The organism is Peribacillus muralis, assembly GCF_001439925.1.
Classification (GTDB): domain Bacteria; phylum Bacillota; class Bacilli; order Bacillales; family DSM-1321; genus Peribacillus; species Peribacillus muralis.
Map to the genome: position 1 here is coordinate 1 of NZ_LMBV01000016.1, position 19,844 is coordinate 19,844.

Below are 19,844 nucleotides of genomic sequence, written 5' to 3' on the forward strand. Positions count from 1 at the left end.
AAAGAACAAAGTGGAAGATCTGTTCACGGATGATACGTTCGACACATTGAACGGAAGTACCGATCAAGGAGCGATAGACGAAGCGAAAGAAGCAGTCAGTAAATTACCAGCGGGATCGGAAAAAGAGAGACTAGAAGAGCTCCTGAATAACGCCCAAGATTTATTGAACAAGAACGAACAAGCCGAAAAAGACTTGAACGATNAAAGAACAAAGTGGAAGATCTATTCACGGATGATAAGTTCGACACATTGAAAGAGACAGTGGATCAAGGGGCGCTTGACGCAGCCCAAGAAGCTGTCAATAAGCTTCCAGAAGGTGAAGAAAAAGACCGCCTGCAAGATTTACTGAACAAAGCGGAAGATTTATTGGATAAGGATATAACGGCTCCAAATGCACCGAGACTGAATGAAGTGAAAACAAACAGTAAAGAAGTGTCAGGAAGCGGTGAACCTGAAGCAAATGTCACGGTCACCATTAATTCCAAAAATTATACGGGAGTAGTAGGTCCAGACGGAAAATTCAAGGTTGCGATTCCGAATCAACCTGTCCATACGGTCATATCGGTCACCCTGACAGACGCGGCCGGGAATGTCAGCAACAGCTCAACTGTTAGGGTCGTGCAGTTTATGCCTAGTGAACCTGTCAAGATTGATCCTGTTTATCCAGAAGCGGAAAATATAAAAGGAACTGCACCAGAAGGGGCAACGATCGTACGCTTACTGGTAAATGGTACAGCACTGCGTACGGCACCTGTCGATGAAGATGGAAAATTCAAAATTTACAGCAGGTATGTTGGGGTGGACGAGAATGGAAATAATATAACCTTAAAAGCAGGCGATATCGTAACGGTTGATTACGGTGTACGGACTCCGTCGAATTTACAAGCTCATATTACGGTAGTCAAGGAAGCGGTGAAACTGCAGGTGAATCCTGTTGCTCCTAATGCAGATTATGTTACGGGCATAGCACCGGAAGGGACGAAGAATCTCCGTTTGATAGTTAATGGAAAGTCAATGAGAACGATTTCCCATACTCAAACTTTAGCAGGAGTCATTAAACCGGATGGAAGTTACGAAATTTACAGCAGATTTGTTGACAATGAAAATGGGGGGACTCGAAAGCTGCAAGCCGGAGATGTCATTGAAGTTGACTATGGACCTCTTGCAGTTGGAGGAGAAGTCGCAAAAACAATAGTCGAATAATCATAGGGAAAATAATGTAAGAAGGCCTTCTTAAAGAGATCGAGTATTTTTTCATTTCACGGAAATGACGATTTATTTTCTGAAGAAATAAAAGGTACTGAAGTATCTCTCTTTAAGAAGGTTTTATGTTTTTAAAAGGGGTGGAAAGATGGAACTGAAGAGAAGATTCCCAAGTATTTGGATTAGTATATTGACTTTAACCATATTTTTGACAGGATGCATTTCAGGTGAAAAGGAAGCCCAGGATAAGCAGATAGAATTGCATAAGCAAACGAATGCCTCCACTAACAACGAAAATGATAAAAAAGAAACAGGGCAAGAGAAAGCCGTATCAGGCGTTAGCATTAAGATAGAAAAGGCTTTGATGCTTGAACATCCAGATCAGAAAGGGAAGCAAGTTTTACAGGTACAGCTAAAGGCAACAAATAAAACGGCAGCAGAACGGCATGTGGATGCTTTTGAAATGTCAGTATACAATCATGACAATAAAAAGCTGAAGATCTATCCAGGGGATAATTTGGGGGCAAAACTCGCACCAGGAAAAAGTGTAAAAGGATACGGATATTATGTATTAGAAGGGAAGGGACCTTTCAGGGTGGAGTATGAAAATACCGACACTAAAGAAAAGCAGGATTGGACGATTGAAAAATGGACAGATATGACTGCGAAAGCTTCTGAAAAGAAATAGTTCTTTTCTTTAATTACTAGGCTTAATGGAGAAATCCCCCGAAAAAACAGGCATTGTGATCATGGCCAAACAATCGGGGGATTTCCCTATCCCTAAAAAAAATTCATCCTAATTTAATGGCCGTTTAGCAGCTGGATTGGATAACTCAAGTTGAAAACCTAAAAAAAAGCTTCAATAAGTTACTGCAAATAACAGTCACCACATGAAGGTGTATCAAAAATAGAACGGTGCATTCGAAAACAGAAACTGACATTGAAAATAATTATGTTACCTTATTACTGCGAGCGAAAAATGTCTACCGAAAAACATACAAAGTGGATGCTCAATCGAGTCACTGGTAAGTATAATAACCTGATTTTTTATAGGGTACACGTACATTCCTTTGTTGTGGGTCTAAAGTGTGAGTTTTCCTGCATGATTCATTCGAGTGTAATGTCTTGATTTCATTAGGACATTACAGTTTTAAATTAAAAAGGAAAAAATGGAGGAGAGGGAACCATGATAACAGAGGTAACCCAAGAAGTAGGCGAGCATATGAATAACGTTCATTATTCTGAGGTTCCGCGGAGTGAAATAGAGGATAAAACGTCTAAAGTTGGAGTGATTGGATTGGGGTATGTCGGCCTTCCGACGGCATGCCATTACGCGTCCAAAGGCTATAATGTGACTGGCTTCGACGTTTCCAAGACAAAAGTGGAGAACCTAAATGGCGGAATTAACTATATCAATGATGTAAATAATGCGGAGTTAACAGAATTGATCAACAAGAAGAGATTTTCAGCAACAACGGATATGAACCTTCTGGGAGAGATGGATGTTATTTTGATTTGTGTCCCGACTCCTATCAATAAAACGAAAGAACCTGATATTTCGTATGTCAAGGATGTAGGGAGAGTCATTGCTGAGCATGTGAAGAAAGGTACAATGGTCATTTTGGAAAGTACAACTTATCCAGGAACAACAGAAGATTATATTTGTGCCCCATTAATTGAAAAAGGATATGCAATTGGGGAAACAGTCTTTGTTGCTTATTCCCCGGAAAGAATCGATCCAGGAAATAAAAACTTTAATTTAAGCAACACGCCAAAGGTTGTCGGTGGGATAACGGAAAGCTGCACAGATTTAGCGTGCCAGTTTATCGGAGAAACCGCCCATCGGGTTAATGGCATCCGTGTAGCCGAATTAAGCAAGATCTATGAGAACACATTCCGGTGGATCAACATGGCTTTGGTCAATGAAATGACCGTTCTATGCAAAGAGTTGGAAATTGATGTATGGGAAACGATTAATGCCGCTTCCTCAAAGCCATACGGGTTCATGAAATTCACCCCTGGAATTGGCGTGGGAGGACATTGTATTCCGGTAGATCCATACTATTTGCTCTATAAAGCAAAAGAACATGGTCATCGAGCAAAAATGATTGAACTGGCTGGGGAAATTAACGACGGAATGGTCGACTATTCATACACCCGCATCCTTGAGCTGCTTGAAGCCAAAGATAAGCTGATGAAACACTCACATATTGTCGTTTTAGGTGCTGCTTATAAAAGTGACATCGGTGATTTAAGGGAAAGTCCGGTTGTTCGCTTGCTTGAACGGTTACAAGACAAGGTCCGGAATCTCACCGTCATTGAACCTTATGCAAAAGAAATCCTGATCAATGGACAAATCCAACCGGTAGCGGAATACGATGCTGCCATTCTTCGAAGCGCCGATATTGTGGTCATCGGAACACCACACAGCTGTTTTGACTGGAAAAGCATTCATGAACATGCTCCATTGATTTTCGATTCCAAAAATGTGATGGAGGAAAATGGTTTTATGTCAGATAAGATTTCAAAATTATAGATATCAAAAACATGAATGAGACAAACGGAAAGATTTATAGATGGATTGGAGTTGATTGAATGAGGGAGAAACTAAGTATAAAAGATCTTTTTCAAATGGTAAAAAAACGCATAGCACTCATTTTTATCATCACAACCCTAATAACGGTGATAACAGGAGTGGTTAGCCTTTTTATCCTTTCTCCTGTTTACCAGGCTTCTGCACAAATCTTGGTTAATCAATCCAAAGATAATACAGACCTTTACAAGGTAGGTGAAATTCAAACCAATATTCAATTGATTGAAACGTACAGCGAAATCATAAAAAGTCCAATGATGCTTGAAATGGTTAAAGATCGACTGAATCTTAAAATTTCAAATCCTGCGTTATCGGAACAAATCGAAATCGTCAGTAAGGGTAATTCACAATTATTTACGATAAAAGTTGAAGCCAGCGATCCTAAACTTGCTGTAGATATCGTCAATACGATAACGGTCATATTCCAAGAGGAAATAAAAACGCTTATGAATGTGGACAATGTTAATGTCTTATCGAAAGGAAATGTTGGAGATAATACCGCACCTATAAAACCGAATCCGATCATCAATATGATTCAAGCATTTTTTGCAGGAGTGGTTATCAGTTTAGTAGTTACATTCTTGATCGAATTTTTAGACAATACGATCAAGGTTGAATCAGATATTGAAGAACATCTACAGATGCCGATGCTAGGCATCGTTAATTTAATGGAAAACAAAAAGAAATGGAAATGGAAATGATGGTTTTGTATTGTAATTACAACCTCAAGAGGTGAATAGCTTGACACGCAATAAACGGCATAAAATGACAGAGGTTAAAAAAAGAAGCAGTATTTCCATGTTGAAATCGAAATCTCCGGTTGTGGAGCAATATAGGACAATCAGGACGAATCTTCAATTTTCTGCTGTGGAAAAAGACATAAGGTCGATGATTTTCACTTCGGCAAACCCTGGTGAAGGGAAATCAACCACTTCAATAAATGTTGCAGCTGTTTTTGCACAGCAAGGAAAACGCATCCTCATCATAGATGCAGATTTGAGAAAACCTAGTGTTCATACGAACTTTAACATGGAAAACTTCTTGGGATTAACGAATATCATAACAAAGCAAAATCAATTACAAGAAGCTATACAATCTTCCATTTACCCGAATTTGGATGTGTTGACAAGTGGCCCTATCCCCCCGAACCCATCGGAGTTGCTTGGGTCGAAAGGAATGGAGAATTTATTGGAAGAAGCAAAAATGATTTATGATTTGGTTATTCTGGACACACCTCCCGTTAATGCCGTTACAGATGCTCAAATACTGGCGAATATGACAGATGGAGTTGTTTTGGTGGTTAGCAGCGGAAGTACGGAAATACAGCAAGCCAAAAAAGCGCAGGAGTTACTTCAAAATGCCAATGCCAAGCTTTTAGGAGCAATCCTGAATAAGAAAAAACAAAAGTACGCCGACGAATATTACTACTATGGTAAATAATAAGTTCATCTTTTGGTTGGGTTGAAGGGGGACAAAAACAATGATTGATATTCATAGTCACATATTACCAGAGATGGATGATGGCGCTAGAAATATCAGCGAAAGTATCGAAATGGCGAGAAAAGCGGTTGAACAAGGAATCACCGACATCTTTGCAACTCCCCATCACTATAAGGGGAAATATGATAATGATAAAGATAAAGTCGAAGGTAAAACACGGCAATTAAACCGAGTGCTAGATGATCTCCAAATCCCACTAAAAATATGGCCAGGGCAGGAAATAAGAATATCGGATGAGCTTTTAGAAGATTACGATAATAATAGCGTCATGGCCTTGAATGGTTCGCATTACATGCTTCTCGAACTTCCTTCAAACCATGTGCCAAGATATATGGAGAGATTAATCTATGATCTGCAAATGAAAAGAATTACACCAATCATAGCTCACCCAGAGCGGAATTTAGAAATAATAAGAAATCCCCACCTTTTAGAAGAACTGATTTGGAAGGGGGCGTATTCACAAATAACGGCTGGGAGTATCACAGGTAAATTCGGATGGAGAACAAAAAGATTTTCCAAATATTTAATTCACTCAGGTCTTACTCATTTTATTGCATCGGATGCTCATAATGTGGGAAACAGAGGTTTTCAAATCAGGGAAGCATATAAGTGGGTTGAAAAGAATTTGGGACAAGAAGTAGTGAATGCCTTTCAGGTAAATGCCAAGAATGTTTTGTACGGGATGAAAGGTAAGGAACTTTTTGTTTGATTAAAAATATTAATATGGGGAGAAGTAGATTTGACATATTATAACCGGCTTATCACATTAGTCTTATTGGACGCCATGATTGTTGTGACAGCTGTCTTTTTAAGTTATTGGTTATTGAATCCATTTGATGAAATACCAGCATACGCACTTATTGGTGGGCTCGTTTTGCTTTTGTTTCATTATTTCTATACGGCCTTTTTGAAACAGTATAAAAAGGCTTGGGAATACGTTACTGCCACCGAAATGTTTCATTTGTTCAGAGCGATGGCATTCTCCCTGATCAGTACAGCCATCTGCCAGCTGTACTTTACCCATTTTCTTTATATGAGGGAACTTTTTATTACAGGGATCCTCTATATGGTCATGATCGGATACTCCCGCTTGGCATGGCGTGTCTATTTTAATCGATATATCAAGCAACCATCCGATAACAAACGAACCTTGATCGTCGGCGCTGGATCAGCAGGGACGATGATAACGAGCAGATTATTAAGCTCCAATCATATAAAACTAGTGCCCGTTGCATTTGTTGATGATGATAAAACGAAGCTAGGCTTGGAGATTTTCACTATACCGGTAGTGGCCACAACAAAAGATATCTCACAAGTGGTAGAGGAATATAAGATTGAGCATATCGTCATTGCGATTCCTTCCTTGAAAAGAGAAGAAAGAAATTCCATTTTGTCAGAATGCACAAAGACTGCAGTCAAGACCCAATTCGTTCCAAGCCTTGAAGAAATCGTTCATGGGAAGGTTCCGATAAATGAACTTCAAGATATACAGATGGAGGATTTATTGGGCCGTTCTCCCGTTCAACTGGATGATAAAGGGATTTTAGAAACGATCGTTGACAGCACGATCCTGGTAACCGGGGCAGGAGGTTCAATTGGATCGGAAATCTGTCGGCAGGTCATGAAATATAACCCAGCTAAAATCGTTTTGCTCGGACATGGTGAAAACAGCATTTATGCGATTGAGATGGAATTGCTGGAGGTTTATGAAGACAAGATAGAGATTGTCACGGAAATTGCTGATATCCAAGACCGAAGGAGGATGTTTGAAGTAATGGACCACCATCGACCCAAGATCGTATATCATGCTGCTGCCCATAAACATGTCCCCCTTATGGAGTCCAATCCTAAAGAAGCGATGAAAAATAACATCCTAGGTACGAGGAATGTGGCGGATGCAGCGGAAGGGAATGGTGTGAACACTTTTGTCATGGTTTCGTCCGATAAGGCCGTTAATCCGACAAGCATCATGGGCGCTTCGAAATGTATAGCCGAGATGATGATTTCATACAAAAGTTCGTTAAGTCATACAAAATTCGTTACGGTTCGATTTGGAAATGTACTTGGCAGTAATGGCAGTGTCATTCCCCTTTTTAAAAAGCAAATAAAAAAGGGTGGACCTCTGACCGTCACACACCCAGACATGGTACGTTATTTCATGACCATTCCAGAAGCTTCGAGATTGGTCATTCAGGCAGGGGTTTTGGCAAAAGGAGGAGAGATATTTGTGCTGGATATGGGCGAACCGGTCAAAATCGTGGATTTCGCTAAAAAACTCATCCAACTTTCCGGTTACAAGGTTGAAGACATTGGGATAACCTTTACAGGAATTCGGCCTGGGGAAAAATTATTTGAAGAACTGCTTGGAGCAGATGAAGTCTATGAAGAACAGGTCTATCCGAAAATTCATATTGGGAAACCAAGGGATGTGAATTGGCAGGCTATCGAGGATATTATCGGTAATTATGATGTGTTGAGTGAAGCGGTATTAAAAGAAAGAATGTTGGGCTTGGCAAATTATAGGGCGGAAAATAAAATTTCCGTTTAGTGATTGAAATTGAAGGCATAAATCCATGAATTGGATTACCAGGATTACCCATGTGGCTATTATGTTTCCATCGTTAAATGAACTACATCATTGATGATCAGGGAGGAAAAAATGAAAAGGGCTTTAGAATTATTGATATCTTGTCTTGCGATTCTTCTGTGTTCGCTGCCAATGCTGCTTATCGCCATCCTTATCCGCCTAAAATTAGGTTCAACCGTAATTTTTAAGCAGCAGCGTCCTGGTCTTAATGGGAAACCATTTAATCTATATAAATTCAGGACGATGACAGATGAAAGAGATGAGAGTGGAAATTTTGTTTCCGATGAGAAGAGATTGACTAATGTTGGAATGTTTCTAAGAAAATTAAGTTTGGACGAATTACCGCAATTGATTAATGTCATCAAGGGAGATATCAGTTTTGTAGGCCCTAGGCCATTATTGATGGAATATATTCCATTATATACGGCAGATCAAGCAAAGAGGCATGATGTTCGTCCAGGAATTACGGGGTGGGCACAAGTTAATGGTCGAAATGCGATCTCATGGGAGAAAAAGTTCGAGCTTGACGTTTGGTATGTGGAAAATCAATCTTTCTTGCTTGATATGAAAATCATCTATCTAACGTTGATCAAGGTAGGTAAACAAGAGGACATTACCCAAGAAGGACATGTCACGACCCAAAAATTTGTTGGGTAATGGATGAGAAAATGATTGGAAGAAGAAAAATTAATACCCTATGCGGTATATGATAGGGCTTATTGTTTCGCGTAAGGAAACTAAACTATAGATATGAGAAGTGATCTAGAATGAAGAAAATCGTTATAATCGGGGCAGGAGGCCACTCGAAAGTTTTGCAAGACATCATTCGAGCTTCGGATGGATATCGGCTCATGGCCATTTTGGATGATCAATATAAAGTTCTGAAAAAAAAGGAGGACCTATATTTTGGTCCCATCTCAAGCTTTAAGGACCTATTCATTCATTTTGAATGTAAGTTGATTATTGCAATAGGCAAGAACGAAACAAGAATGAAACTCGTGAACGAACTGAATGTAAACGCGATGAATTATGAGACGGTCATTCACCCCACAGCTGTCATTGGTCAAGATGTCATGATAGGCAGTGGAACGGTCATCATGCCCAATGTCGTCTTGAATGCTGGAGCCAAGATTGAGAACCACGTCATCCTTAACACCTCCTCCGTCATTGAGCATGATGCACATCTAAATGATTTTGTTCATATAGCACCAAATGCCACTCTTACAGGGGCTGCAAGGATCGGAACTGGAACCTTGATAGGAGCGGGAGCAACGGTCATACCGAGCATCAAGATTGGTGAATGGTGTACGGTTGGGGCCGGTTCGACTGTGATTAAAGACATGCCTGATGCAGCAACGGCTGTAGGTTCTCCAGCAAAGATCATTAAATAAGGAGGGTGTGGAGTGCATAAAAGAATTTTTCTTTCACCACCTCATATGAGTGGTAATGAACGAATGTATGTTGAACAAGCATTCGAGACGAATTGGATTGCACCTCTAGGGCCAAATGTAAATGCTTTGGAAGAAGACTTTGCGCGATATGCTGGCACGAAAGGGGCATTGGCGGTAAGTTCCGGTACTTCCGCAATCCATTTGGCATTGCAAGTATTGCGAGTCGGCAAGGGTGATACCGTATTTTGTTCTTCCTTGACTTTTATAGCAAGTGCAAACCCCATTATTTACCAAGGGGCGGAACCTGTTTTCATTGATTCTGAATCCGAAACATGGAATATGTCTCCTCAAGCATTGGAAATTGCATTGGAAGCGGCCAAGAAGAAACGCATGCTTCCTAAAGCTGTCATTTTAGTCCATCTGTTTGGTCAAAGTGCAAAAGTGGCTGAAATCTTGGACATTTGCAGGAAATATAAGGTTGCCTTGATTGAGGATGCGGCTGAATCCCTAGGAAGCACTTATAAGGGCAAACAAACGGGATCGTTCGGTGATATAGGGATATATTCCTTGAACGGAAATAAAATCATTACAGCTTCCGGTGGCGGGATACTAGTTTCGGATAATCAAGAACTATTGGATAAAGCTCTCTTTCTAGCGACTCAGGCGCGTGATCCAGCTATTCACTATCAACATAGCTCCATAGGCTATAACTACCGTCTAAGTAACATATTAGCTGGAGTTGCCCGGGCCCAATTAGAAGTGTTAGACGATCGTATCAAAGCAAGGAGGTACGTTTTTAACCGGTATAAAAAGTCGTTGGAAGCTATACCAGGCATCACCTTCATGCCTGAGTTAAAGGAAACGATGGGGAATCGCTGGCTCACGGCTTTACTCATTGACGAAAAAATCACCGGTACTAGCCCGATTGAAATCATTGATGCGCTGGAAGCGGAAAATATCGAATCAAGACCGGTATGGAAACCATTGCATTTACAGCCTGTCTTCAAAGGGTCAGACATGTTCACCGAAACGGATGAAGAGTGCGTTTCAAGCTCGTTATTTGAACAAGGTCTTTGTCTGCCATCAGGATCGGCTATGACAGAGACAGACCAAGAACGGGTAGTGGCAATTGTAAAGAAAATCGCAGCACCATCTAAAATAACTCAGTGAGGGTTCGTGCCAAGTTATATTACCAGATAAAAAAATCCCCGAGTAATTAATAATGAACCTTCCTTACTAAGAAAAGGAGGCCTGCCGAAATATGAGAATAACATTTAAAATGATATATCGGGATATTGATAAATTGGCGTATCTATCAAGTAAACTAAATGGTTTGTACGTGGGAGAGATTGAAAGTACAAGAAAAAGGTTAGTCGAAAATTTAAAAGCGATAGAGATGCATACGATTGTGTCCAATAATGAAGATTCCGCATAATAATTTTTTGATAAAATCTTCCCCTTCCAAAAATGGAGATGAGCTTCATTTCATTTTGGAAGGCTATTTTATTCTACAATAGAAATGAGGATGCTTATGAAGATTGGTGATAAGGTGTTTTATAAATCAAGAGAATATAAAATTATTTATATTTATAAAAATGGTTTAAACGCCGAGATAGTTTCACTTAATTGTAAGTGCGGGAAGTTCGAATTAGTCCATATATCTCATTTGAAAAAGCCTAACCTGGAACTTGGGGGCATCCCACATAAGGAGCCGGTCTATTAAGTATATTGATCATTACAGTAGTAGGGCATGGCGGATGACATGACACTTTATTTCTATAGAGCCAGACTGTATGGGGCCTTTCTACAGTCTTGTCTTTCTGTTGATTTACGCCAATGAACGAGGAGATTACATTATAGTATAGATGTTCACTGGCATGATGAGGCTGTGTATGATTGTTGTTGGACCTAATGATGTTACCATGCAATAGTTAGTTAGTTTAGGCACACCGTTAATTTTCCATTTTTCATACTGATTTTCTACAAACCATCTATATTTTTTCAAGACCACAAGAGTGAAAAATAATAGAGTTGTGTCAGAAATGATATACCTTGTTTCAAATTTGAACTATTTTTACTTGTTTTATGTCTTTGTCATGAGTAAAAGGATAGGACCAAGATCTGTTAATCACCTGTCTATTTTCCCATGCTTATGGAGAGAATTCTCAGGCCAGGCTTAATGTATCAAGGATAAGATAGTCACGGATCTCAATTCAAAAAAGTGTTTTACTGTCAATCTATTGAATAGATAAAGAGTAACTGCGTGTCAAAACATAATTTTCGTGAACCAAATTTGAAACGACATCGGGGAGAAATTATGGTAAATTTGGGTAGTAAGTAATGTGTTAGTGTTTAGGTGTTTTAAAACCATTGTTGAACATGGTTCTTAAGTACCTATATTTTGGTTTGGTAAATAGATCTGAAAATCAGTAAAGTTAAAGGTGATTGTATGAATCGGTTTAATAATCGTTATTCAGAACTTATGTATCATTTATTTTATGAAGATAACTGGTGCAGTTTGAACGAACTATCAAAAAAAACAGGTTACTCAAAAAGCACATTATGGAGGGATTTAATGCATACTGGCTCAACCCTCCCGCCTGAATGGAAAATTGAAAGGAATGAAGTTCAAGGTGTAAGACTCATTAAACCTAAAAACGGTACGATAGAAGAGCTTTGGTTCCATCTTAAAAGTGAAAATACCTATTTCCAAACTTTGGAATTGATCCTTTTTAATAAAGGGGTAACAATAAAAAATATTACTCAGCATGTTCATGTCAGTCGATCCACCGTGTACAGGCAGCTCGAAAAAATAGAAGAAGTAGTCAAAAGTGCCGGAGTTCGATTAACAAATAGTCCGTATAAGATCGTTGGTGATGAAAAAAAGATCAGACGTTTCATAATGCAATATGTAGAGTATATGTCAGGGGATTTAAATGATTTCATTACAACCTTCGATCTTAAGGAGTTTCAAGAAACAGTATTGACACTATTAAAGGAATATAAAACCTCCTTCCATATGGGGGCTATTCAAAGATTGGCAATAATCCTTCATATCTCTAACATTCGCATATCACATAATTGTTTTGTAACCATCCCAAAAGCGGTTATTGAAGAAAATGAAAAATCAAAAGCATTTGAGATAGCTAAGGAGTTATTCCCTTTTATGGAAAAAGCTCCTGTTAGGGAAAAACAAATTCAAGAAATATTCTTTTTTTCTTTATATTTAATGAGTGAAGAAATGTCTTTAAATCGTACCCAGGAACTTCGATACATACGTTCCAGACTTAATTCGGAAAGTGGTAAGCCTTTAAGTGATTTTCTCGGTAATCTATCAAGAGAAATTGGCTTGGATGTTTCGCAGGATGATATCTTCATGTACGAATTTGCCCAAACGCTTCGTGGGATCAACTTTGATTTGAAATTAAAAACAGATACGAGAATAAATAATATCTTGCAGTTCGTTCCTTATTTCAAAGAAAACCCTTTGTTCAGTATTATTGAAAAAATAGGAATGAATTTACTTGGAGAATTCTCCGTATCTTTTGAAAGTATAGAAATTTTGGAAATATTCATGTTGGTCCAGGCCTCTATATTACGAAAAAAAAATCAAATGGTTATAGAAACGGCTTTAGTATGCCGATCATATGTTGAGAAAGATTATATTCGTGAAGTATTAAAACATCATTTCGGAAATCAGCTAAATATTTATGTAATGGATTTTTCTGATATAGATTCCCTTTTTAGAAAAAATGTATTTGATTTATTAATAACGACTGATTTAGGGCAGCTCATTAATATTGAACACATTCCTATATATAAAGTTTCTTCTTTTCCAACACCATCCGAACTAAAAGAAATTAAGATGTTCACCAGAAAGAATTTTATTGATAGGTATGGTTTAAACCCTGAAATCTTATACCCTTTTGAAGATGACATTGATTGACCTTGGTCAGTTTTTTATTTAAATCGGTGTGTTTTCAAATGTGATTATTATTAATCATTCATGTTGTCATACCTCGCTAAGGCAATGAGTACTGTTCTTCTACTTTCTACCTCAAATAATGATAGGTTTAAATAATATGCTGCAAATAAACCACATCTTCATTTAGTTCAGCTCATTTTTTCACAAAAGATAGAGTACAAATCACTTGTTTTGCTGACTGCAGTTTTAAGAGGAATAATCAAGAGAGGGTGCCATTATGGATATTTTCCTGTTTAAACCATGGAAAATACACCAATGAATAGACTTTGGATTATTCAGACTTCAATTCGTCTATCAAAAATTGGGGTAACCTGGTTCAAGATTTCTTAGGTCATTGCCAGATGGGATTGTTCTAACAAAGGATCCAATGGATGGGATTTTTTTCTTCGGAATAAATGGACCGAGTGATAGCTTAGCTTTCCAGAAGCCTCGGCTTTTAGCCTGCGGAATCTCACGTAGACGCGCATTTCCCGCAGGATTCTCAAGCCTTCCGTTCCATTCACTCTGCATTAAAAATGATCCCAATATTATACTGGGATCATTCATGATAGCCACTTTCATAAGGTCTACTTTTCGCTTGTTCCTTCAACAATGACTAAAGAAAAGTCTAAGGGTTACTGTGCAGTTACGTATTCATTCTTACCTGCTCGCAGTCCAACGACGAAAATAATGGCCGATACCACGATTAGCATGAATAAGGGCGCAGTCCAACTATGTGTAATGTCATGCATCCAGCCAAATAATACAGGACCGACGGCAGCTAGAAGGTACCCGAATGATTGGGCCATTCCTGACAATTCCGTCGCTTCATGGGTACTTCGTGTACGAAGACTAAAAAACATCATTGATAAGCTGAATATCGTTCCGACTCCAACCCCAATCAGCATCATGCATACCGGGATAAATAGCTCACTTCCATATAGTATGCCGAATATCCCTACAATAAGGAATAAGGCAGGTGGGATCACCAATATACGCTGACTTTGTAAGCGCCCAGCCAAAATGGGCACAATGAATGTTATGGGAATGACGGCAAGCTGCATGATGGATAGCATCCAGCCGGCTTCATCGGCGTTCAGGCCTTTTTGCTCGAGAATTTCAGGCATCCAGGTAATTACTGTATAAAAGATGAAGGATTGTAATCCCATGAAAAACGTGATTTGCCAAGCTAAACCAGAACGCCACAAATTCATGCTTTTATGTTTTTGAGTGTTTTGTACATCCTTATGCCGCTTTAAAGGCCGTCTTATTTGCGGCATCCAGAAGAAGACGGTAATAAGCGATAAGATTCCCCAGCATCCAAGGGCACCAACCCATCCCATGCCTGATGAGGATGCAATGGGGATGCTGATTCCGGATGCCATGGCGCCACATAGGTTCATGGAAACTGCATAAATTCCGGTCATTAAACCAATATTTCTTGCAAAGTTATGTTTAATAAGGCTAGGCAACAATACATTGCCGATAGCGATGGAGAGCCCAATTAAAATCGTTCCTATGAACAATGTCGGAACTCCTCCAATGGAGCGTATTACGATTCCGAGCGTTAATAATATCAAAGAGGCGAATAGGGTGAGCTCCATCCCAAAACGCCGGGCCATCCTAGGTGCAAAAGGTGATAATAACGCGAAAGAGAGCAAAGGCAATGTCGTTAAGGAACCTGATAGTGCATTGGAAATTCCTAAAGCATCGCGGATTGATGTTACAAGAGGTCCCACTGATGTAAGGGGAGCTCTTAGATTGGCTCCAATTAAAATGATTCCAATAATGAGTAGTCCGTTGCTATATAGTTTTTTTTGTTCTAGTTGATTTACCGCTTGTTGGATGGACATAATATTCCTCCGTACTTATTCTAAATTTTTTTTGAATTGTGCAATGTATTCATTTACCATTTCGCTTGCACGGTTTACATCTTGTTCAATGATGGCATCTACTAAATTACAATGAAGGGTTAAATGAAAGTTTGCCTCAGAACTCAATTCGATGATTTGATGGATCGAATCGTGCAAGGAATCTTCCATGTGTTCGTACAAATCAATTAATAATGAATTATGTGAGCAACCCATTATCGATTTATGCAACTGTATATCCGCTTCCTCATAAGCCTTGATATCCTTTGCTTTTGCCGCTATACGACAAACTTCTATGTTGGAGCGCAACTTTTCTATATCTTCTTGATCACGTCTTAGTGCGGCTAATTGGGCTCCTTCTCTTTCGAGGGCATGACGGACATCTAACGTTTCTAATAAGCTTGACTGCTGGATCCTTCTTTGAAACGCAATCCCCAGGGCACTCGATGACCTAACGAATGTTCCTTTTCCTTGCTTCGTAACTAAAAGTCCTGCATAAACAAGTGATCGTATCGCTTCTCTTAATGTGTTTCTGCTTACATCGAATTGTTTGATCAAATCCATTTCAGGAGGTATCTGATTTCCAATCTTCCATTCACCAGATTCGATTAATGCTTCGATTTGGGAAACGACCTGCTCTACAAGTGATAATCGGTTTGTTTTGGATATAGACAATATATACACCTCAAATTTGTAGGATGATTGGTTCATTGGACATTTTAACATATGTATGTAACGGATATAACAAAAATCGGTGAAATTAATTGAAGTTCGATCGTTTCATTTTACTCTGCGTGAAAGCTAAGGTTAGCATCACGATTGTCGTCAGTATTGGTCTTTGTACATCGACCGTTTCATTGCACTGCATTCGCTCGCTTTCCGCGGGCGGTCGGGGAGCCTCCTCGGCTTTTCGCGAGGTTGCTGAAAAAGTGTTCCCTTAAGAATCTTTATCAACCTATAAAGAATCAATGCCACCGCGTTGCGCCTGTGGGGACTCCCGAGACTCGCTATTCAATCAACTGTGCATCAAAATTTTTTGGATGTTTTACTCTTTGTTTTGACACAAAATGAAGAAGCCCTGAAAAAACTGGGCTTCAATCCGTTCATATTGAAAACTGAGGCATATTAGTATTAGGGTGCTTTCTTTTGTTTAATCATGAAAGAAAGTAGGATTAAGACAGATAGAGTCACAAGTCATACAATGGAACCAATGATATCTTATCAAAGATAAAAAGCTGTAATGGTTGTTGTATATGGATGCCATTTAACCCAGGATACGCGTTTATCAGTGTAATGTTTAGGGAGTTTCAATTTGGCTCAACAAATACTGATGCAAAGTAATAACACGATGAAACCCGGGATTGCCATAAGGTAGCTTAATATTAAATCTGGAAACAAATAAGATAGAAATACAACTGACAACTTTATTATTATGAATTGTTTGCTGTAATTGGGTGGGTTACATATGAAGAACAAAAAACCGGCCTTTGATAGGTCGGTTCTGTTTGTTGATATGAAAAAGGAAGGGCAGGCAAAGCCATGAGGTCAATCAATCTCATTTAAAGGGGCAGAAAGAGGCTGTAGGTTTTCCCTTCCTGGCACAGTCTCAATATCCTTTTGGAACTCTAAATAGCCGGGGTATACTTGTGAGGCCATCCCTAGATATTGCAATTCGGTGTGAATGATACCCATTCTGGGTGAATGGAGCATATACAATTTTCATCCCTCCTTTTGTTAGAGTAAGGCTGTCAAAGAAGTGAATGAGGGTCTTCCTACTACTTGCATGTGCAATCCGCAGGGATGGAAGGGTTAAGAAGGTGGCTATGGCATTTGACCGTTAGTTCAGCCTTTGGGTCACGTAAATCATCATTGCTGCTCAGGCGTATTTTTTTGCTCCTTTTGTTGATGATTACTTTATCATTCTATGAGGATAAGCTAAAACGGTTTGGACAAGTCGTCAAGAGGGTGGAAATTATTTTAAGGAAAATTAAGGAACATGATTATGGTTGAGCTATTTAAGTTGAGGCAGGAAGCGGTCAACTTCTTTCTTCAACTTCCAGATGCTTTAGACGTTCATTTTTTTCATGTAATTGGGGTCGGCCAAATTGTTCATTGATTTCTTTAACTACTTCATCTAAAAATTGATCTGATATGATCGGTTGCTTTGTATTTTTAGGCATGGGAATCACGGCCATCCTTTCTGGATATGATGGTTTTAGTACAAGTATGAAGCATACGTTATCAACATAACCTCAGTTACAAAAAAATATTCTTTTTGTGTGCAAAATTTTCATTTACTTTTCCAGTTGACGGGAGTATGATAATGAACAGTTTCGTATTTCTAAATCGCTTAAACCTTATGGTGCGGGGGACCCGTTATTAGGATTATTGTTTAATCCAAGGGGTGAATCCTTCCAAGGTAGGGCTACTCTTAGGTCCGAATCCGACAGCTAACCTCGTAAGCGTTATATGAGAAGGAAGGTGGAGCTTGTTAGACAAAAAATATAATGTCTGCAGGTCTATTTAGTTATGACTTGTGGACTTTTTTATTTTTCTTCTGTTTTTTTGCTTTAGCAGGGTATCATAAACATTATTACTTAAACATGGCGGTGAAATCTTAATGTTATCTTCAATAAAGAGGTTCTTGATAGGGAGACCTTTAAAGTCGAATGCACTTGGTGAGCAAAAGCTTAACAAAAAAAAAGCGTTGGCCATCCTCTCTTCTGATGCGCTGTCTTCAGTTGCATACGGTCCGGAACAAATATTGATCGTTCTGATTACGATTGGTGCTGCAGCATTCTGGTATTCCATCCCCATAGCAATTGGGGTCTTGATCCTGTTGACGGCTCTTATCTTATCCTATAAGCAAATCATTTTTGCTTACCCTCATGGCGGGGGGGCGTATGTCGTTTCCAAAGAAAATCTAGGGGTAAATCCAGGGTTGATAGCTGGTGGCTCCTTATTGGTGGATTATATATTGACTGTCGCTGTAAGCGTTTCTGCAGGTACCGATGCCATAACGTCCGCTTTTCCGAGCCTGCATGCTTATAATGTCGCCATTGCTGTCATTTTTGTAATCCTGCTTACCATCCTCAATTTAAGAGGGGTAACGGAGTCGGCTTCCGTATTGGCCTATCCGGTTTATCTGTTCGTTTTAGCATTGTTCATCTTGATTGGGGTGGGAATATACAAAATCTTGACGGGTGGAGTCTCACCTGAATTGCATGCGCCGATCGGAACACCAGTGGCGGGCATCAGTTTATTCATCCTGCTGAGGGCATTTGCATCAGGGAGCTCCGCTTTGACCGGCGTTGAAGCGATTTCCAATGCAATTCCGAACTTTAAAGATCCAGCACCGAATAATGCAGCAAAAACACTAATAGCGATGGGGTCATTACTAGCTATTTTATTTTCGGGAATTGTTTTCTTGGCCTATTATTTAAGCATAGTTCCTAGCGAAGAGGTAACGGTCGTTTCCCAAATCGCAGAAGGAGTATTTGGGCGTAATTTCATGTATTTCTTTATACAAGGAACGACGGCACTGATCTTGATCCTTGCTGCTAATACGGGCTACTCCGCTTTTCCGTTGCTTGCCGTAAATCTTGCCAAGGATAAGTTCATTCCAAGGATGTTTACGATAAGAGGGGACCGTTTAGGTTATTCCAATGGAATCATCATCCTTGGGCTTGCGTCGATTATCTTGATTGTCGCTTTTGGAGGGCATACTGAAAGTCTCATTCCCCTTTATGCAGTAGGTGTTTTCATTCCATTCACCTTGTCACAAACGGGCATGATTGTTAAATGGGTTCGGGAAAAGCCCAAAGGTTGGGTAACGAAGCTAACGATTAATTCTATCGGCGCCATCATTAGCTTGATTGTCACGATCATATTCTTCTTAACCAAATTCGTTAATGTATGGCCTGTTTTGGTATTCTTGCCAATCATCATTTTCATGTTCCATCGCATCAGGAGGCATTATGATGCAGTGGGCGATCAGCTGCGGATTACTACGTGCGAGCCTGCTTTTCCTATTCAAGGAAATGTCATCATCGTACCTGTTGCCGGTATCACGCATGTAGTCGAGAATTCATTGAATTATGCCAAGTCTCTAGGGGCTAATCAAATCATTGCCGTTTATATCTCCTTTGAAAGGGAAGATGAAAAGAAATTCGAAGAAAAATGGAAGAAATGGCAGCCTGATGTTAGGCTCGTGACGCTTAACTCTTATTACAGGAGCATCATTCAGCCGTTGACCAAATTTGTCGATACGGTTGAACATAAGGCGAGCGAATCCAACTATAAAGTTACAGTGATTATTCCCCAATTCATCCCGAAGAAGGGCTGGCACAATATTCTTCATAACCAATCTAGTTTACTGATTCGTGCGTACCTACTTTATAGAAGGAATGTAGTGGTTACGACCGTTCCGTATCATTTAAAGAAGTAATATATAGAAGCAAACCGACCCAGGTTGCTTTTGACTGTAGACAAACTCCATGTCTACAGTTTTTTTATTACTCCAGCTTGGATAGAACTTTAATTGCATCACTTTAACGTAATACCTTGCAGTTCCCTCCTATTATGACGAACCCCATTGTAAAAGTTTCTTTCTTCCATTAAAAACAGCAGTAACATCTCCGACATCTAAAATACAAGGACGAAATCCGCAGTTATATCTCCGAAAAAAGAGATATATCAACGAAACCGCAATCATATCTCCGAAAAAAAGAGATAT

18 protein-coding genes and 1 riboswitch are annotated in these 19,844 nt (G+C 39.4%); of the genes, 14 read left to right on the top strand and 4 right to left on the bottom strand.

Translation table 11 applies throughout. The features are described from left to right. The 13 genes from ASU00_RS25520 to ASU00_RS17190 all read left to right on the top strand — a co-directional run. Positions 1-202 (top strand): toxin Cry1Ac domain D-VI-related protein (locus ASU00_RS25520; protein ID WP_161809792.1); only part of this gene is annotated, 202 nt, incomplete at both ends. A gap of 11 nt (positions 203-213) precedes the next feature. Further along, positions 214-1,203 carry an Ig-like domain-containing protein gene (locus ASU00_RS26960; RefSeq protein WP_152983783.1) on the top strand — a complete coding sequence of 330 codons (990 nt, stop codon included), beginning with the start codon at positions 214-216 and terminating at the stop codon, positions 1,201-1,203. A 148-nt stretch (positions 1,204-1,351) separates the two neighbouring features. Further along, a complete protein-coding gene (locus tag ASU00_RS17140; RefSeq protein WP_057914702.1) occupies positions 1,352-1,891 on the top strand; it encodes a hypothetical protein in 540 nt (179 codons plus the stop codon). 498 nt (positions 1,892-2,389) lie between these two features. Next, the gene (locus ASU00_RS17145; RefSeq protein WP_082630402.1) at positions 2,390-3,739 is read left to right on the top strand and encodes a nucleotide sugar dehydrogenase; all 1,350 of its coding nucleotides are present in this window, start codon (positions 2,390-2,392) and stop codon (positions 3,737-3,739) included. Positions 3,740-3,798: 59 nt separating this feature from the next. Then, positions 3,799-4,497 carry a YveK family protein gene (locus ASU00_RS17150; RefSeq protein WP_057914703.1) on the top strand — a complete coding sequence of 233 codons (699 nt, stop codon included), beginning with the start codon at positions 3,799-3,801 and terminating at the stop codon, positions 4,495-4,497. A gap of 31 nt (positions 4,498-4,528) precedes the next feature. Then, positions 4,529-5,236, top strand: a complete 708-nt coding sequence (locus ASU00_RS17155) for a CpsD/CapB family tyrosine-protein kinase (RefSeq protein WP_413783530.1) — start codon at positions 4,529-4,531, stop codon at positions 5,234-5,236. A gap of 40 nt (positions 5,237-5,276) precedes the next feature. Then, positions 5,277-6,005: a tyrosine-protein phosphatase gene (locus ASU00_RS17160; protein WP_057914704.1), complete on the top strand. Its 729-nt coding sequence runs from the start codon at positions 5,277-5,279 to the stop codon at positions 6,003-6,005. Between the two features lie 30 nt (positions 6,006-6,035). Further along, positions 6,036-7,844, top strand: a complete 1,809-nt coding sequence (locus ASU00_RS17165) for a polysaccharide biosynthesis protein (protein WP_057914705.1) — start codon at positions 6,036-6,038, stop codon at positions 7,842-7,844. A 111-nt stretch (positions 7,845-7,955) separates the two neighbouring features. Further along, positions 7,956-8,540 (top strand): sugar transferase, encoded by a 585-nt coding sequence (locus ASU00_RS17170; RefSeq protein WP_057914706.1) that lies wholly within the window; start codon positions 7,956-7,958, stop codon positions 8,538-8,540. A 110-nt stretch (positions 8,541-8,650) separates the two neighbouring features. Then, on the top strand, positions 8,651-9,274 hold the full coding sequence (locus ASU00_RS17175; protein ID WP_057914707.1) for an acetyltransferase: 624 nt from the start codon (positions 8,651-8,653) through the stop codon (positions 9,272-9,274). 45 nt (positions 9,275-9,319) lie between these two features. After that, on the top strand, positions 9,320-10,444 hold the full coding sequence (locus ASU00_RS17180; RefSeq protein WP_057914773.1) for a DegT/DnrJ/EryC1/StrS family aminotransferase: 1,125 nt from the start codon (positions 9,320-9,322) through the stop codon (positions 10,442-10,444). Positions 10,445-10,535: 91 nt separating this feature from the next. Next, a complete protein-coding gene (locus tag ASU00_RS25525; RefSeq protein ID WP_161809754.1) occupies positions 10,536-10,709 on the top strand; it encodes a hypothetical protein in 174 nt (57 codons plus the stop codon). A 1,140-nt stretch (positions 10,710-11,849) separates the two neighbouring features. Next, positions 11,850-13,220, top strand: coding sequence for a BglG family transcription antiterminator (locus ASU00_RS17190; protein WP_057914709.1), 1,371 nt, complete (start codon positions 11,850-11,852; stop codon positions 13,218-13,220). A gap of 653 nt (positions 13,221-13,873) precedes the next feature. On the opposite strand, the gene ASU00_RS17200 is transcribed toward ASU00_RS17190, so the two are convergent. The 4 genes from ASU00_RS17200 to ASU00_RS25075 form a co-directional block, all read right to left on the bottom strand. Continuing rightward, the gene (locus tag ASU00_RS17200) at positions 13,874-15,091 is read right to left on the bottom strand and encodes a CynX/NimT family MFS transporter (RefSeq protein WP_057914711.1); all 1,218 of its coding nucleotides are present in this window, start codon (positions 15,089-15,091) and stop codon (positions 13,874-13,876) included. Positions 15,092-15,106: 15 nt separating this feature from the next. After that, positions 15,107-15,784 carry a FadR/GntR family transcriptional regulator gene (locus ASU00_RS17205; protein WP_057914712.1) on the bottom strand — a complete coding sequence of 226 codons (678 nt, stop codon included), beginning with the start codon at positions 15,782-15,784 and terminating at the stop codon, positions 15,107-15,109. Between the two features lie 870 nt (positions 15,785-16,654). Beyond that, positions 16,655-16,825, bottom strand: coding sequence for a hypothetical protein (locus ASU00_RS25530; RefSeq protein ID WP_161809755.1), 171 nt, complete (start codon positions 16,823-16,825; stop codon positions 16,655-16,657). Between the two features lie 320 nt (positions 16,826-17,145). Further along, positions 17,146-17,289: a hypothetical protein gene (locus tag ASU00_RS25075; protein ID WP_152983785.1), complete on the bottom strand. Its 144-nt coding sequence runs from the start codon at positions 17,287-17,289 to the stop codon at positions 17,146-17,148. A 157-nt stretch (positions 17,290-17,446) separates the two neighbouring features. After that, positions 17,447-17,590: riboswitch (cyclic di-AMP (ydaO/yuaA leader) on the top strand. 139 nt (positions 17,591-17,729) lie between these two features. On the opposite strand from ASU00_RS25075, the gene ASU00_RS17215 reads away from it, so the two are divergent. After that, positions 17,730-19,556: an APC family permease gene (locus ASU00_RS17215; protein WP_057914714.1), complete on the top strand. Its 1,827-nt coding sequence runs from the start codon at positions 17,730-17,732 to the stop codon at positions 19,554-19,556. Positions 19,557-19,844 lie beyond the last annotated feature (288 nt).

Bases quoted from the DNA above. Each gene is read 5' to 3' on its own strand.
- ASU00_RS17140 (WP_057914702.1), top strand. From the start codon at position 1,352: ATGGAACTGAAGAGAAGATTCCCAAGTATTTGGATTAGTATATTGACT.
- ASU00_RS17145 (WP_082630402.1), top strand. From the start codon at position 2,390: ATGATAACAGAGGTAACCCAAGAAGTAGGCGAGCATATGAATAACGTT.
- ASU00_RS17150 (WP_057914703.1), top strand. From the start codon at position 3,799: ATGAGGGAGAAACTAAGTATAAAAGATCTTTTTCAAATGGTAAAAAAA.
- ASU00_RS17160 (WP_057914704.1), top strand. From the start codon at position 5,277: ATGATTGATATTCATAGTCACATATTACCAGAGATGGATGATGGCGCT.
- ASU00_RS17170 (WP_057914706.1), top strand. From the start codon at position 7,956: ATGAAAAGGGCTTTAGAATTATTGATATCTTGTCTTGCGATTCTTCTG.
- ASU00_RS17175 (WP_057914707.1), top strand. From the start codon at position 8,651: ATGAAGAAAATCGTTATAATCGGGGCAGGAGGCCACTCGAAAGTTTTG.
- ASU00_RS17180 (WP_057914773.1), top strand. From the start codon at position 9,320: ATGAGTGGTAATGAACGAATGTATGTTGAACAAGCATTCGAGACGAAT.
- ASU00_RS25525 (WP_161809754.1), top strand. From the start codon at position 10,536: ATGAGAATAACATTTAAAATGATATATCGGGATATTGATAAATTGGCG.
- ASU00_RS17190 (WP_057914709.1), top strand. From the start codon at position 11,850: ATGCATACTGGCTCAACCCTCCCGCCTGAATGGAAAATTGAAAGGAAT.
- ASU00_RS17200 (WP_057914711.1), bottom strand. From the start codon at position 15,091: ATGTCCATCCAACAAGCGGTAAATCAACTAGAACAAAAAAAACTATAT.
- ASU00_RS25075 (WP_152983785.1), bottom strand. From the start codon at position 17,289: ATGCCTAAAAATACAAAGCAACCGATCATATCAGATCAATTTTTAGAT.
- ASU00_RS17215 (WP_057914714.1), top strand. From the start codon at position 17,730: ATGTTATCTTCAATAAAGAGGTTCTTGATAGGGAGACCTTTAAAGTCG.